Genomic DNA, 13849 nt, shown 5'->3' with positions numbered 1-13849 from the left:
CAATCCGATGAAATGGATTGCCCCTTCTTTTTTTACTGGATTTCCCGGATCATACAATACTGCTTGAGCGGGAAATTCTGCTTCATGATGCCATAAACTTTAAAACCGAGATTTTTATAAAATTCCACATTTTTCTCGTTATGGGTCTCTAAGGAAATCATCATCCGGTGGGTGTCGGCATAGTCGATGGCTTCCTGCATGAGACGGGCGGCAATGCCGTGGTGCTGCATGTTTGGGTCTACCGCAAGATAGATGATGTGGAGCCGCTGGTTCTGGTGAAGCTGATCCGTCCAGCTGGAATTTAAATAGTCCACGCCTTTTAGAAAATTGTGGAAGGTTTTTAAGGTGTGGTCCTCTTTGATCAGATAGGTGTCAGTCTGGAGGGTGGCCCGGGCTTCCGCAAAGTAAAACTGGAAAATATTGTAAGGCTCCGCCTCATCAGAAACCACAAGAATACCGTTCAGATCGGCACTGTCGGAAAAAATCTCGCAGGTCTCATAAAATTCATCCATATCGCAGTGAAAAAGCTCTGGCATGAGACGTTCCCGGACTTCTGGGTCCGGAATCAGGGTCTCATAGAGCGGATCGTGCTTGAAGCAGGCGTATAAAAGCTGCTCCAGCTTCGGCAGGTCTTCTCGCTGTACGCGGTATAGTTTATCGCTTTCCATAGTATGTTCAGGCGAAAACTCGCCTGTCCTTTCTGTATTTCGTTATGTGATCGCGCGCGCAAACAATCGGAATGTATGTGCGTGAATCTGCAGTGTTTGTGCTATCTGAAAGACTTACATTAAAAACTGGTCATGTACCAGCTTTTGAATCTGGTCGGTTGTCTGAATCAGCAGACGGCACTGATCCTGGAAAATTTTCGTAAGGTGGCTGATCTCACAGGTGAGCGAAAGCTCCTCCGGGGCCGTCTCCTTTTTGTTTAACAGGTCTTTGACCAGGGCATAGAGATTTTCATGCGGCATCAGGCGCTTGTAGCCCCACTTCAAACGATCCTGAGGCTGGTTTAGTACGTAATCGGTGAAATGGTTATAAACTTCTTCATCGAACATGAAAGCGTAGGCATTGTTGTCTACCTGATAGAGCTTTCTCAGAGCAGAAGAGAGATTCTGCTCTTTTAAGTTGGCAATGGCACCGCCAATCAGGCGGATGTTCTGCAGCAGGATCTCATGTGGGTAGTGGACGTTGCCGTACCAGTCGATGCGTACCAGCTCGTCCTGAGCGCATTTGAAACGGCGCAGGGCCTCATCCTCGGCTTCACGGGCTTCCAGATACAGGCATTCGGCCTCTTCTTCTTTGTCGTCAGACAGAAGCGCACGGTAGCGGCTGTTTAAGCTCCTGCGGGATTCGTAGCGGCTTTCTGCTACATCCTTTGCGTCAGCAAGTATTTTTTCCAGGCCGGAAATCTTTTCGACCAGGGAAGCCAGTGTCATGGGGCTGATGAGATCCATGGCAACAAAGGGGCGGAGAACATCACTGGATATGTTATAACCATCCAGAGCCCGCTTCATGACTGGGGCGAAGCATAACGGAATGACGCAGGTTTCATCCAGTGCCGCAATCAGCAGGGCGAACAGTTCATGGTGGAGCCGGTAAACCTGCTCATCGTAAAAATCATCGTTGTCAAACTGGGAGTGATAATGGGTCTCCATGAAGCTTCCGCCTGTAAAGTCGTTGACCATGGACGGGATACCGGCAATGGCCATGGAAAAATCATCGGACCAGGTTTCAATGGGGGAGGTGACGCGGGTTTCCTCCGGATAAGCCTGGGTCAGATCCGGAAGCTCGGATAAATACTCCTCCAGGAACCGGGTGTACTCATAGCAGCTCCGGATGCGGGCACGGGTGCCGTGGGCCAGGGCCGGAAGCTCAAAGTTTAAGTCAGCGATGACCTTTCCCACCCATTCCGGATGCGCGGTGAATACCTGCTCGTAGGCACCGGTGGACCAGTCGAAGTTGGAATCCACAACGCCCCATTCCTCTGCGGCCATAGCGCAGATCACGATGGTATTGTTGGGTTTGAATCCGCTTGCCAGAAGGGCCTTCGCGATCCCGAACATGAGTGCGATGGCAGTATTGTCATCCTGAAAACCGCTGAAGTAGGAATCATAGTGGGCAGATAACAGGACCATGCGGTCCGGATGCTTTCCAGGAATGGTTCCTACAATGTTGTAGGTGGTGCAGTCCCGGGTGACACGGCTGTCCGCGTCCAGGGTTACGGTGATTTCCTGGGTGTGCTCCAGCAGCTCTTTTAACGGGTCAGAGTCCTTTCTGGAGATGGAGAAAGCCGGGGCGTCTTCCGGTCCGGCAATATCCTGGGCGTTTAACGCTTCATCATCGATCTCGCCATAACCGCCGCTCTGCACGGCAATCAGGGCAGCAGCCCCCTTTAAATGTGCCTGATAGACCGGGTAGTTGATCCACCACTCATCCCTCTGGTTAATATCAACCAGAACCAGCTTCCCGGTGACATCTTTGCCTTCATAGTCCGCTGCGGTTCCTTTTCCGAGATACATCAGGGAAAATTCTTTTGGCCCTTCGGTCACAAAGGTGGTCTGGTAAGCACCAAGCTGGATCTCATGGCGGCTGCCATCTTCCGCAGTGTAGGAAAGCACTGCTTTTTTAAATTCCCAGCCATCGACTTTGATGGCGTCTTTTCTTACGTCGAAAAGACCAATGGCCTCCATTTCCTGCTTCAGCATTTCTCCGGTCTCGAATTCGGCCCGGGAACCGGCCGGGCGGTACCCCAAAACCGGATTGGTGCGAAACTGCTCCATGCGCTTGGCCAGATGGTAGGAGTAATCTATATCAAGGTTTTTCAAAATTGATGTCTGCAAGTTCATGTATATGCAACCTCCGTCTTTTACATTCAAACAAGATTATAGCACTGATTGGCTGCAGAGAAAAGAAAAAAGGGGAAAAAAGAAAAATTATGAAAAAACTACTTGATTTTGTGTGAATTGAGTGGTAATATTCAACTAACAAAACAAAATAAGTCTTCAGGGCGGAGTGCAATTCTCCACCGGTGGTAAAGCCCACGAGCCGCAAGGTATGATTCGGTGTAATTCCGAAGCCGACAGTATAGTCTGGATGAAAGAAGAAAAGATGGTGTGCGTTTTTGAAAGAAATGTGCCGTATCACGATAGAATCACCGCTCTGGAATGAAAATTCCAGAGCTTTTTTGTTTCATAAAGAAAACATGGTTACGGAAACAAAAATCTGGTACGGAAACATCAAAACCATGGAAAACACAGAAAGCAGATCCTGAAGCAGCAAAACTTCAGATCTGCTTTTTTCTTATCTTTCCCTGAGAACTGCAAAGGGAGGAATGTGATCTTGACAGATCAGGAATATATGCGCCGGGCCATAGAGCTGGCGAAAAGGGGAGAGGGCTGGACCAGTCCCAATCCGCTGGTGGGTGCTGTGATTGTGAAGAATGACCGAATCATTGGGGAAGGATATCATGCAAGATACGGCGAGTATCATGCAGAGCGGAATGCCCTCAGAGCCTGTCTGGAACCGGCAGAAGGGGCCGACCTTTATGTGACGCTGGAGCCCTGCTGCCATTATGGAAAGCAGCCGCCATGCGTGGAGGCTATTGTACAGGCTGGCATAAAGAGAGTCTTCGTTGGTTCCGATGATCCGAATCCGCTGGTGGCTGGAAAGGGAATTCAGTATCTGCGGGAGCGGGGTATTGCCGTGGAAACCCATGTGCTGAAAGAAGAATGCGACCAGTTAAATCCGGTGTTCTTTCATTTCATCCGCAGAAAAGCGCCTTATGTGGTCATGAAATATGCCATGACCCTGGATGGAAAGATCGCGGCCTACACCGGTGCTTCAAAGTGGGTCACCGGAGAGGAGGCCAGGGCTTATGTGCAGCAGGAGCGACACCGATACCGCGGCATTATGGTGGGGGTCGGAACGGTACTGGCCGATGACCCCATGTTAAACTGCCGGATGCCGGGCGGAAGGAATCCGGTGCGGATTATCTGCGACACGCATTTGCGGACACCGCTCACATCCCGGATTGTAAGAACGGCAAAGGAGATTTCGACCATCCTGGCCGTCTGCGAGACAGACCGTGCCCGGTATCAGCCCTATGAAGAAGCGGGATGCCGCATCCTCACGCTTCCCCAGACAGACGGGCATGTGGATCTGAAGCTGCTTATGAAGAAGCTTGGAGAAGAACAGATTGACAGCATCCTGTTAGAAGGAGGCGGAACCTTAAACTGGGCTGCATTTAAAAGCGGAATCGTGCGGGAGGTGCATACCTATGTGGCACCGAAGCTCTTTGGCGGCGCGGAGGCGAAAACACCGGTGGAAGGTCAGGGCGTTGCAGACCCGGCCGAAGCGGTCCATCTGAAAATAAAAGAAATCCGCCATCTTGGAGAAGATCTGCTGATTGAAAGTGAGGTGCAGGATGTTTACGGGAATTGTTGAGGAAATCGGAACGCTGAAAAAAATCGTCTGGGGCGCCCATTCCGCGGTGCTTTCCATTCAGGCCAGACACGTTCTTTCGGACGCAGCGGTGGGGGACAGCATTGCGGTAAATGGAATCTGTCTGACGGTCACAAGTCTTTCACCCTCTGGATTTACGGCCGATGTGATGCATGAAACCCTGAACCGCTCCTCATTAAAAGGAGCAAAGCCTGGCATGCATGTAAATCTGGAGCGGGCCATGGCAGCGGGCGGCCGTTTTGGCGGACATATCGTCAGCGGACATGCGGATGGAACCGGAATAATCCGGGAAATCCGGCAGGATGACAACGCAGTGTGGTTTACTATTAGTACCAGCTCAAAGCTTTTGCGCTATATCGTGGAGAAGGGTTCCATTACCATAGACGGCATCAGCCTGACTGTGGCGGCGGTGACAACGGATGGCTTTTCTGTTTCCACCATTCCGCATACGAATGCGGTGACCACGCTGGGAGAACGAAAAGCAGGTGACCTGGTCAATCTGGAGACGGACATCATTGGAAAATATGTGGAGCGACTGCTGCAGCCAATGAAAGCGCAGCCGGAGTGGAAGGCTGGAACGGAAATGAGATCCGCAGAAACAGATTCCGGAGCAGATTTAGGCAGAGGCGGTATTACAAAAGAATTTTTGACCAGATATGGCTTTTGATGGATTTTTGCCCGTGACTGTGATACTGAACAGTTACGAATTTGTGTAGTAGTTACGGAAGATAAACCGAAAGAAAACATATAGTGAGAGGAGAACAGCATTATGATTCAGTACAATACAGTAGAGGAAGCGCTGGAAGCGCTTCGAAAAGGACATATCATTATGGTGACAGACGACGCAGACCGGGAGAATGAAGGGGATTTTATCTGTGCGGCAGAGTTTGCCACCACGGAGAATATTAACTTTATGGCGACTCACGGAAAGGGTCTGATCTGCATGCCTATGTCCGCGGCATATGCAGAGAAGCTTCAGTTCCCGCAGATGGTTTCCAACAATACAGACAATCATGAGACCGCATTTACCGTTTCCATTGACTGTGTGGATACCACGACCGGCATTTCCGCGGCGGAACGGTCCGTGACAGCCCTGCGCTGTGTGGCAGATGACGCGAAGCCGGAAGATTTCCGCAGACCGGGACATATGTTCCCGCTGGTGGCAAAGAAAAACGGAGTTCTGGAGCGCAACGGGCACACGGAAGCTACTGTAGACCTCTGCCGTCTGGCAGGCTTAAAAGAATGCGGACTCTGCTGCGAAATCATGCGGGAAGACGGCACGATGATGCGGACTTCGGAATTGCAGGAGCTGGCCCGGAAATGGGATCTAAAATTCATCACCATCCAGGCTTTGCAGGCATACCGGAAGTGTCACGAGAATCTGGTAGACCGGGTAACCGTAACCCGGATGCCAACCAAATATGGGGAATTTACCGCATATGGCTATGTGAATCGTTTAAATGGAGAGCATCATGTGGCACTGGTAAAAGGACAAATCGGAGATGGAGAGAATGTCCTTGCCCGTATTCATTCAGAATGTTTAACCGGTGACACCTTTGGTTCTCTGCGCTGTGACTGCGGGCAGCAGTTTGCCGCCGCCATGACCCAGATTGAAAAAGAGGGCCGGGGAATTCTCCTTTATATGCGTCAGGAGGGCCGTGGAATTGGCCTGATCAATAAACTGAAGGCATATGAATTGCAGGAACAGGGCATGGACACGCTGGAAGCCAATCTGGCTCTTGGTTTTGCCGGAGATGAGCGGGAATATTATATTGGAGCGCAGATTTTAAAAGATCTTGGTGTGAAAAGCATGCGGCTTCTCACCAACAATCCGGATAAGGTATACCAGCTTTCCGAGTTTGGCATGACCATCAAAGAGCGGGTGCCGATTCAGATGAGCGCCACGAAGTATGATCTGTTCTATTTGAGAACAAAACAGCAGCGCATGGGACATCTGCTGAGATACTAAACGCTTATTGAAAAAATATTATATTATAGAAGAAAGAAGGACGAATATCATGAGAGTACTGGAAGGAAATGTGGTAGCAAAGGGGATCCGCGTGGGAATTGTGGCAGCAAGATTTAACGAGTTCATTACCTCAAAGCTGGTAGGAGGTGCCCTGGACGGGCTGAAGCGTCATGACGTGAAAGAGGAGGATATCGATGTGGCCTGGGTTCCTGGTGCTTTTGAGATTCCGCTGATCGCTTCGAAAATGGCAAAGAGTAAAAAGTATGACGCAGTGATCTGCGTAGGCGCTGTCATTCGCGGCAGCACAAGCCACTACGATTATGTGTGCAGCGAGGTTTCCAAGGGCATCGCGAATGTCTCCTTAAACAGTGATATTCCAGTGATGTTTGGTGTGCTGACTACGGATAACATTGAGCAGGCCATTGAACGTGCCGGAAGCAAGGCCGGAAATAAGGGGTACGAGTGCGCAACCGGAGCCATTGAAATGGTGAACCTGATCCGCGCGCTGGAGGCATAAATGTATGGAAACACCGGCACTTTTGCAGTGTGAAGCAATAAAATATTGACGAATTTCATTTTTCGGTTACAATAGATAATAAAGAACTGGAAAGTGAGGAAATTTGCAATGTTAAAACAGGTTTCTGTTTATGCGGAAAATAAAAAAGGTGCGCTGAAAATTGTTACCGGAATTCTGACTGAGGCACAGATCAACATACTTGGTTCTGTCACCAACGACAGCGCCGAGTATGGAATCATCCGCATGGTGGTTACCGATCCGGAAAAGGCACAGGAAATCTTACAGAAGGCCGGATACTTATGCCGCCTGACCAATGTACTGGGGATTGAGGTGGAAGATGAAGTCGGAAGCTTAAACCGGGTTTTGGCTGCTTTTTTGGAGAGCAACATCAATGTGAATTATCAGTATCTGTCCTTTAACCGTCAGTCTGGCAAGCCGGTCATGGTACTTCATACCGATGACTGCGAGTTTGTGGAGAAATGTCTGGCAGCGAAGGGTTTCCAGATGACTGAAGTATAAATAAAATACCAGAAAAACGAGGGATGTAAGGCCGAAAGCCCGACATCCCCGTTTTTGTTGTTTGCAGGAGAATAGGACATGAGATTTGAAAAACTGGAACAGAATATCATCGATATGATCAAGGAGGAACAGGCGAAGCTGGGCTACCGGAAGGAAAGCATCCGCCTGTATTATCCGCTCAGCTCCCTGGTCCATCTGACCGGAGAAAATCTGGGAGAACAGGAGATGCTGGCTCTGTTGTCCGAATTTGGCGAGGAGACGAAGGAGCACCTTGGCGGCGTGACTGTTACGGCGAAAAAGGACCGCTTCTGCTTCCTGATCCCGGAGGAGGGCGTTGTGTATGTGAAGGAGCATACCAGTCCGAATGAATTTATTCATGATCTGGTAAATCTGGTGGGAACACATGGATGCACTATGGACGAAATAAAAGCTTTGTTTGAGAAACAGCCCTGGCCGGTGACCGTGGAGCCGGTGAATAATGAGGAATTTGACATTCTGATTCGTTTTGGAGAAGGCGCTGATGATCCTTATTATTACTGCTTTAAGGATGAAGGCTGTCATATTATTTATCATCGTTTCCTTCCAGAGGATTATGCGGATTTTGACTTTTAGGAATTGCGGAACCACTTGTTGATTTTGGAAAACCGTGTTACACTGATACAGTGATTAAATATACAATTATTTCAATAATTATACATGCGATAATGGGAGGACGAGTATGCCAGTATTTGATTTCAATGACGCGCCGGATAAAAAGAATCCGGCAGAATGTACATATACCACATTTCAGTCCAGTGAGCCGGAGGCATCTCCGGAGAAGCCGATTCTGATTCTGGATAACAGCAGGCGGAAATGGCAGCATCATTCTTGCGGAATGTTTACAAATCCGGTCAAGCGCACCACCTTTGAATTTCATGAAGAAGACGGCACGATCAGTGCCGATATTTTAAAAATCGATGCCCGTTTTGTCAGTCTGTTGAAATGGCTGGGAGAGAATCACATCAGTGTACGGCTGTCTGGAGAAAACCGGCCAGAGGGCTATGCGGTCTACAGAATCCGGGAGACGGCATTTGGCGGAGGCACCAAGCTGTCCGCGGAGGACGGCTTTTTGCAGTTTATGATCGAGCGTCTGTTTGCGAGTGATGCGCCGGGCGAGGAGGAAACGGATGATAGTCTGGAAGAGGCCGGAGATGACATGAAGCTCACCAGCCTGCAGAGCATCACTGATTTCATGAACTGCGCGGGAAGAACTCTGCCGGATAATATTCGTCTCTGGGCAAGAAGAAACCTGGCAGTGGCACGATCTCATGAGGTGTCTCCGGAGGAGCGCCGCCATGCCCAGCGTGCTCTTTCCATCATGATGAATGTGCAGTGGAAGAGCAATTATTTTGAGTCCATCGACCCGAAGGAGGCCCGCCGCATTCTGGATGAAGAGCTTTACGGCATGGAGCGGGTAAAACAGCGTATCATTGAGACCATCATTCAGATCAACCGGACCCACACGCTTCCGGCTTATGGACTTTTGCTGGTAGGACCGGCTGGAACCGGTAAATCCCAGATTGCCTATGCGGTAGCCCGGATCCTGAAGCTGCCGTGGACTACCCTGGATATGAGTTCTATCAATGATCCGGAACAGCTTACAGGAAGCTCCCGTATCTATGCCAATGCAAAGCCCGGCATCATCATGGATGCGTTTTCCATGGCCGGTGAGTCCAATCTGGTGTTTATCATCAATGAGCTGGACAAGGCGGCATCCGGCAAGGGCAACGGCAATCCGGCAGATGTGCTGTTAACCCTGTTGGATAATCTCGGTTTCACGGACAATTACATGGAGTGTACGATCCCGACTGTGGGCGTGTATCCCATTGCGACCGCCAACGACAAAGCCCAGATCAGTGCTCCGCTGATGTCACGTTTTGCAGTGATTGATATTCCGGATTATACGGCAGAAGAAAAGAAAATTATTTTCTCCCGGTTTGCTCTGCCAAAGGTTTTAAAGCGTATGGGCTTAAAGGCCGGAGAGTGCGTGGTAGCGCCAGACGGACTGGATGCAGTTGTGGAGTTTTTCGCCGGAACCAGCGGAATCCGCGATCTGGAGCAGGCGGCCGAGCACATCGCGGCAAATGCGCTGTATCAGATAGAAGTCGATCATGTGTCCGAGGTGGTATTTGACCGGGAAATGGTCATGAATCTGCTGGGATGATAGTTCGTTACCCGGCATTCTTCACACGTATGCCGGGTAACTGAAAAATATAAAACAAAAAAATTCAAATTGTTGTTGACAATTAACACAATTTATATTATACTACAGAACGTAGCGAGGCGTGGCTCAGTTTGGTAGAGCGCTGCGTTCGGGACGCAGAGGTCGCAAGTTCGAATCTTGTCGCCTCGACTCACTTCAGCTTATGACTGAAGAAATGGCCTCATGGTCAAGCGGTTAAGACGACGCCCTCTCACGGCGTAAACTCGGGTTCGATTCCCGATGAGGTCATATGCTTTGGATGTAAGTCCAAAGCATTTTTGTTAGGTCGCTTCTGTAGCGCAGTTGGTAGCGCAACGCATTCGTAATGCGTGGGTCGCCGGTTCGAGTCCGGCCAGGAGCTTATGGAGAAAAAAGAAAATCTCCCCAGAAAGCAAGGAAAATCAAGAGTTTCCAGCGGTTTGGGGAGATTTTTTTATACTTTTAAGATTAAGTATGAATAAGCAATTTTAAGAAGTTTTTAGGGGGAAACTGGGGGAAATCTGGGGGAAAAATACCTTTCCCCCACTTTTCCCCCAGAAAAAACTTATTTTTATCGAAAAATAGATATTTTAATTGCTAATAAGTATTTATAAGTAAGAAAAAGTTCTCTCGGTGTTTTTCTAATCCTCCATATTCTATATGATGTGGATGTAATTATCTGCGCGGCTCCGGATCTACGCGTAAAGAAAAGTTTCCATGATATCCGAAACAATGTCACTCCTATAGTAAAAATCACTGATAAGGAACTTTTGGAAATCCATAAGAAGAGACTGTCCAGGATTCTGGATGTAGCGGTTCTGAATGATGCGGAAGTCGTGATTCTCGGCGCTTTTGGGTGCGGAGCTTATCAGAATAAACCAGAGGTGGTGGCACGAGCAGTCAAAGAAGTGATGGCAGAATATCTACATGCCTTCAAAACCATAGAGTTTGCAGTTTACTGTCCGCCGCAGAATGATACGAATTTTAAAGTGTTTAAGAGAGTGCTGAGCGGTTTGGAGAAGTAAAGGGAAATTTGCAATACCATTTAGAACGATAAATGTTTCAGAAGATATAGAGTTGCTGAGAAAAATGGATCCCGACTTCAAAAAGGCCTGGGACGAATCCAGAACGGAATATCAACAAATTGGGGAAATGATTAGCTTGCGCAAAAAGAAAAATTCGAGACCTAAAAATAAGAAGGAACTCTCGGCCAGAAAATGGTCGGGAGTTTTTGCTTTCACCCTGTCATGTCCGAAAAATGTTGCTATGCTTATGTCATAAGATAGTAAGGACGTGATCAACCCCATGAAGGTAGGAGATAAGGCATACATCATCGAATCCAACTGCACCATCCGCGAGGTGCAAATCAAGCGCTGCTCCGAAGGGCTTTTTCTGGTGCGCTTTACTGACAGCGGCGGCGGAATTCAGGTGCGGCGCAACCGCCTCTTTGCCACGCACGAAGAAGCGGAGCAGAGCCTTCCAAAGCCCAGCTCCGCAAAGAAGCCGATCAGCAATCCGTATGATTATTGGTATTGATATTGGAAAAAGAAGGGGAAAAGAAAGAAATACGCCCGGTTATTTCTTTCGGGCGGCGACAGCAGAGCGCAAGAATGCCGAGATGGTTTTCATCCCGGCATCTTTCTGGTTGTTCTCTACAAACTGGAATTTTCAAATTAGTCTTTGCAAATAACCTTTGAACCTTCACCGTCAATTACAATTCCCTGACGGTTGTTAATTGGGCATAGATTCAAATCCGAAAATTCAGTCATTATTTTCTCAGTAACTTTCTTAAATGGTGCTGTAAGATAATGCGGAAGAACATAGAAATCAATCAAATCAAGCCCTGCATCATCTTCTTGTGAGTAGTCCTCCGGCTTTTCATCCATTTGCTGGATATATTGGATGCTTGAAGCGCATATAATTGCGCCTGCCGACTCGCCGATCATCAATTTTCCATTTGCCAATTCCTTTTTCAGCAGCCCATCAGTTCCCGTTTTACGGAGCCGGTCCATAAGAAAAAAAGAATTTCCGCCGGTAAAATATATCACATCTGCATCTTCAAAAACAGACTGTATCGTTGAATAAGCCTCCGTTGAAATATCAATTTCAGTTACGATTGCTCCCAACTTTTTGAATAATTTTCGAGCCGAGCCGACATAACCGGTGTAGCCTTCACGCAGCGAAGCTGTTGGAATAAATGCGACTTTCTTATTTTCAATTTCTTCCTTTATCAGACTTCCTACACTTGAAAAATGCGAACATAAAAATAGTTTCATCAATATTCTCCTTTATAAATCCCAATTTGTCTCTCTCAAAATCATACCACAAAAACAATTTACTGGAAAGATGGCGGAAAAGAACAGGAACAGGAAAAACCAAAGAAGAAAAGTAGAGGAAGATAACAAAAACGCCCGGAACGGGCAGCGACAGCAGTAGGTCATTGAAATATAAATAAAGAATAGAAGCCGAGTTGGAATAAAACTTCCATCTCGGCTTTGGTGGTTCTTACAGATCAATATCAAAAGAGAGTGTCAATGTTTCCGTTTGGCCATTACATATTCCATTAACCCGAAAATGAATCGTCAGATTCTGACCGGTATAAGCGTTTGATATATCAATCGCTTCAAAACTTTCGCCGTTGATCATTTTTCCAGCTGAACTCGAAAGTGCATAGAAATCACCGATGAGGGATTCTGTTTCTTCATTGGCTTTCAGATGGTAATCAGTACAATGGCCGTTAGAATGGGTTGCTTGTTTGGTCATCCTGGCCTTTTGCCCTTCCAGAGTGAAATCATTCCCGGATTGAGAAGAAAACTCAAAGGTAGCGTCTGTAGCGTTTTGGTTTTGTAGTGAGTATGCAACTTCGAGGCTGTATCCCTCTGGTTTGTACTCTCTATGAAGCGTTATGCTGTGCATAGTTAGCTGTATTCCATTAACCGTGAATACAGCGTCATCAAAATAATATGTTTCATTTTCTATTAATTTGGAAACCACGGTGCTGGTGTCTGTTTCTTCATTTGCAGATTCAGTTTCAGGTAAAGATTCTGGAGCGGATGTATTTTCCTCATTTTTCACATCGACAGATAGTGACGTTTCTGTTACTTCACTTATAGTTTCTGTGGCTTTATTAGTTTCGGTTTTGCTGGTATCTACCTGTTCCATAGCAAGTTTAAAATCTGTGCTGATGGAACTGTAGAACACTCCGAATGCAATGAATGAGGTGATTACCAAAACTGCCCAGAATAGGATCTGCGGTCCGATATGATTACTCTTCACCAACGGGATATTCTTCTTATTGTGGAAGACGTCCAGTTCGATGAGAAGACCAATCATCCAAATCAAAAATAATGATGTGCCGCTCATGTTCTGGAGCCAGAGTTTTTGCCTGTTGAGTGCCGGAGGTGCCCCGATTGAGGTCATCCGTCAGTACATTGAAACACAGGGAGAGGGTAAAAGTGAACACCGTGTACCGTTTTCGGATTTATCCGAATAAATCACAAAGGGAATTATTTGCAAAGACATTTGGTTGTGTTCGTTTTGTTTATAACCGGATGCTTGCGGAGAAAAAAGCTTACTATGAGAAAACGGGAAAGAACTTAAGCGTGACACCGGCCAGATATAAATCCGAGTTTCCGTGGTTGAAGGAAGTAGACAGTCTGGCACTGTGCAATGCGCAGCTGCATTTGCAGACTGCATATAAAAATTTCTTTCGTGATGACTCAGTTGGTTTTCCGAAATTCAAATTAAAAAAGAAACCTGTGAGAAGTTATACAACTAATTGTGTGAATGAAAACATCGCCTTACAGAATGGAAGGTTAAAACTTCCAAAAGCTGGCTGGGTCCATATCAGACAGCATCGGAAGATTGAGGAAGGTTACCAGTTGAAAGGTGCAACCATCACTCAGGAAGCAGATGAACGATACTATGTTGCTTTGTTATATTCCTGCGAGGAACCAGTGAACGAAATCAGGAAAGCAGAATCCGTGATTGGTCTTGATTTTTCCATGAAGGAATTATATGTGGATTCCAATGGAAATCATGCAGCATATCCTCATTTTTTCTCAAAAGCCCAGAAGAAGCTGGCAAGGGAGCAGCGTAAACTGAGCCACTGTGAACTAGGAAGTAACCGTTATAAAAAGCAAAAGAAGAAAGTGGCACGGAT

General features: G+C 47.4%; 15 protein-coding genes, 3 tRNA genes and 1 riboswitch. Of the genes, 14 read left to right on the top strand and 4 right to left on the bottom strand.

Going from position 1 to position 13849, the window contains the following annotated elements:
- Positions 1-32 precede the first annotated feature (32 nt).
- Both DWY84_RS07910 and DWY84_RS07905 read right to left on the bottom strand, forming a co-directional pair.
- Positions 33-668, bottom strand: coding sequence for a GNAT family N-acetyltransferase (locus tag DWY84_RS07910; RefSeq protein WP_118532120.1), 636 nt, complete (start codon positions 666-668; stop codon positions 33-35).
- A 114-nt stretch (positions 669-782) separates the two neighbouring features.
- Positions 783-2846 (bottom strand): M28 family peptidase, encoded by a 2064-nt coding sequence (locus DWY84_RS07905; protein ID WP_118532118.1) that lies wholly within the window; start codon positions 2844-2846, stop codon positions 783-785.
- A gap of 148 nt (positions 2847-2994) precedes the next feature.
- Positions 2995-3109: riboswitch (FMN riboswitch) on the top strand.
- A gap of 230 nt (positions 3110-3339) precedes the next feature.
- On the opposite strand from DWY84_RS07905, the gene ribD reads away from it, so the two are divergent.
- The 12 genes from ribD to DWY84_RS07840 all read left to right on the top strand — a co-directional run bounded on the left by ribD (position 3340) and on the right by DWY84_RS07840 (position 11223).
- Positions 3340-4443, top strand: coding sequence for a bifunctional diaminohydroxyphosphoribosylaminopyrimidine deaminase/5-amino-6-(5-phosphoribosylamino)uracil reductase RibD (gene ribD / locus DWY84_RS07900; protein WP_118532116.1), 1104 nt, complete (start codon positions 3340-3342; stop codon positions 4441-4443).
- On the top strand, positions 4424-5128 hold the full coding sequence (locus DWY84_RS07895; protein ID WP_118532114.1) for a riboflavin synthase: 705 nt from the start codon (positions 4424-4426) through the stop codon (positions 5126-5128). The genes ribD and DWY84_RS07895 overlap by 20 nt, the downstream gene beginning before the upstream one ends.
- A gap of 102 nt (positions 5129-5230) precedes the next feature.
- Positions 5231-6430 (top strand): bifunctional 3,4-dihydroxy-2-butanone-4-phosphate synthase/GTP cyclohydrolase II, encoded by a 1200-nt coding sequence (locus DWY84_RS07890; protein WP_118532112.1) that lies wholly within the window; start codon positions 5231-5233, stop codon positions 6428-6430.
- Positions 6431-6479: 49 nt separating this feature from the next.
- On the top strand, positions 6480-6947 hold the full coding sequence (gene ribE, locus DWY84_RS07885; RefSeq protein ID WP_118532110.1) for a 6,7-dimethyl-8-ribityllumazine synthase: 468 nt from the start codon (positions 6480-6482) through the stop codon (positions 6945-6947).
- 108 nt (positions 6948-7055) lie between these two features.
- A complete protein-coding gene (locus tag DWY84_RS07880) occupies positions 7056-7466 on the top strand; it encodes an ACT domain-containing protein (protein WP_118532108.1) in 411 nt (136 codons plus the stop codon).
- 78 nt (positions 7467-7544) lie between these two features.
- Positions 7545-8078, top strand: coding sequence for a DUF3877 family protein (locus tag DWY84_RS07875; protein WP_118532106.1), 534 nt, complete (start codon positions 7545-7547; stop codon positions 8076-8078).
- A 106-nt stretch (positions 8079-8184) separates the two neighbouring features.
- On the top strand, positions 8185-9669 hold the full coding sequence (locus DWY84_RS07870) for an AAA family ATPase (RefSeq protein WP_118532104.1): 1485 nt from the start codon (positions 8185-8187) through the stop codon (positions 9667-9669).
- Between the two features lie 115 nt (positions 9670-9784).
- Positions 9785-9858 (top strand) — tRNA-Pro (locus tag DWY84_RS07865).
- A 27-nt stretch (positions 9859-9885) separates the two neighbouring features.
- Positions 9886-9957 (top strand) — tRNA-Glu (locus tag DWY84_RS07860).
- A 39-nt stretch (positions 9958-9996) separates the two neighbouring features.
- Positions 9997-10069, top strand: a tRNA-Thr gene (locus DWY84_RS07855).
- Positions 10070-10352: 283 nt separating this feature from the next.
- Positions 10353-10712, top strand: a complete 360-nt coding sequence (locus DWY84_RS07850) for a TIGR02452 family protein (RefSeq protein WP_243024792.1) — start codon at positions 10353-10355, stop codon at positions 10710-10712.
- Positions 10713-10992: 280 nt separating this feature from the next.
- Complete coding sequence (locus DWY84_RS07840; RefSeq protein WP_207665124.1) at positions 10993-11223, top strand: hypothetical protein; 231 nt, start codon at positions 10993-10995, stop codon at positions 11221-11223.
- Between the two features lie 137 nt (positions 11224-11360).
- Here DWY84_RS07840 and DWY84_RS07835 read toward each other — a convergent pair whose 3' ends face one another.
- Together DWY84_RS07835 and DWY84_RS07830 are read right to left on the bottom strand one after the other, a co-directional pair.
- Positions 11361-11963: a Type 1 glutamine amidotransferase-like domain-containing protein gene (locus tag DWY84_RS07835; protein WP_118532098.1), complete on the bottom strand. Its 603-nt coding sequence runs from the start codon at positions 11961-11963 to the stop codon at positions 11361-11363.
- A gap of 229 nt (positions 11964-12192) precedes the next feature.
- A complete protein-coding gene (locus DWY84_RS07830) occupies positions 12193-13050 on the bottom strand; it encodes a hypothetical protein (RefSeq protein WP_182434930.1) in 858 nt (285 codons plus the stop codon).
- Between DWY84_RS07830 and DWY84_RS07825 the strand changes: the two genes are divergently transcribed.
- Complete coding sequence (locus DWY84_RS07825; protein WP_118532094.1) at positions 13004-13180, top strand: transposase; 177 nt, start codon at positions 13004-13006, stop codon at positions 13178-13180. The two genes, DWY84_RS07830 and DWY84_RS07825, sit on opposite strands and share 47 nt — an antisense overlap.
- The coding region (locus DWY84_RS07820; RefSeq protein ID WP_182434928.1) for an RNA-guided endonuclease TnpB family protein at positions 13143-13849 on the top strand (707 nt) is incomplete at its 3' end. The genes DWY84_RS07825 and DWY84_RS07820, both read left to right, overlap by 38 nt.

This window comes from Clostridium sp. AF27-2AA, assembly GCF_003478505.1.
Classification (GTDB): Bacteria; Bacillota; Clostridia; order Lachnospirales; family Lachnospiraceae; genus Brotaphodocola.
Note: the sequence above shows the minus strand (reverse complement) of the source record. Positions and strands in the feature narration are given on the sequence as shown.

Coding starts and splice junctions, on each gene's coding strand:
- DWY84_RS07910 (WP_118532120.1), bottom strand. CDS start 668: ATGGAAAGCGATAAACTATACCGCGTACAGCGAGAAGACCTGCCGAAG.
- DWY84_RS07905 (WP_118532118.1), bottom strand. CDS start 2,846: ATGAACTTGCAGACATCAATTTTGAAAAACCTTGATATAGATTACTCC.
- DWY84_RS07895 (WP_118532114.1), top strand. CDS start 4,424: ATGTTTACGGGAATTGTTGAGGAAATCGGAACGCTGAAAAAAATCGTC.
- DWY84_RS07890 (WP_118532112.1), top strand. CDS start 5,231: ATGATTCAGTACAATACAGTAGAGGAAGCGCTGGAAGCGCTTCGAAAA.
- ribE (WP_118532110.1), top strand. CDS start 6,480: ATGAGAGTACTGGAAGGAAATGTGGTAGCAAAGGGGATCCGCGTGGGA.
- DWY84_RS07880 (WP_118532108.1), top strand. CDS start 7,056: ATGTTAAAACAGGTTTCTGTTTATGCGGAAAATAAAAAAGGTGCGCTG.
- DWY84_RS07875 (WP_118532106.1), top strand. CDS start 7,545: ATGAGATTTGAAAAACTGGAACAGAATATCATCGATATGATCAAGGAG.
- DWY84_RS07870 (WP_118532104.1), top strand. CDS start 8,185: ATGCCAGTATTTGATTTCAATGACGCGCCGGATAAAAAGAATCCGGCA.
- DWY84_RS07840 (WP_207665124.1), top strand. CDS start 10,993: ATGAAGGTAGGAGATAAGGCATACATCATCGAATCCAACTGCACCATC.
- DWY84_RS07835 (WP_118532098.1), bottom strand. CDS start 11,963: ATGAAACTATTTTTATGTTCGCATTTTTCAAGTGTAGGAAGTCTGATA.
- DWY84_RS07825 (WP_118532094.1), top strand. CDS start 13,004: ATGAGAAGACCAATCATCCAAATCAAAAATAATGATGTGCCGCTCATG.
- DWY84_RS07830 (WP_182434930.1), bottom strand. CDS start 13,050: ATGAGCGGCACATCATTATTTTTGATTTGGATGATTGGTCTTCTCATC.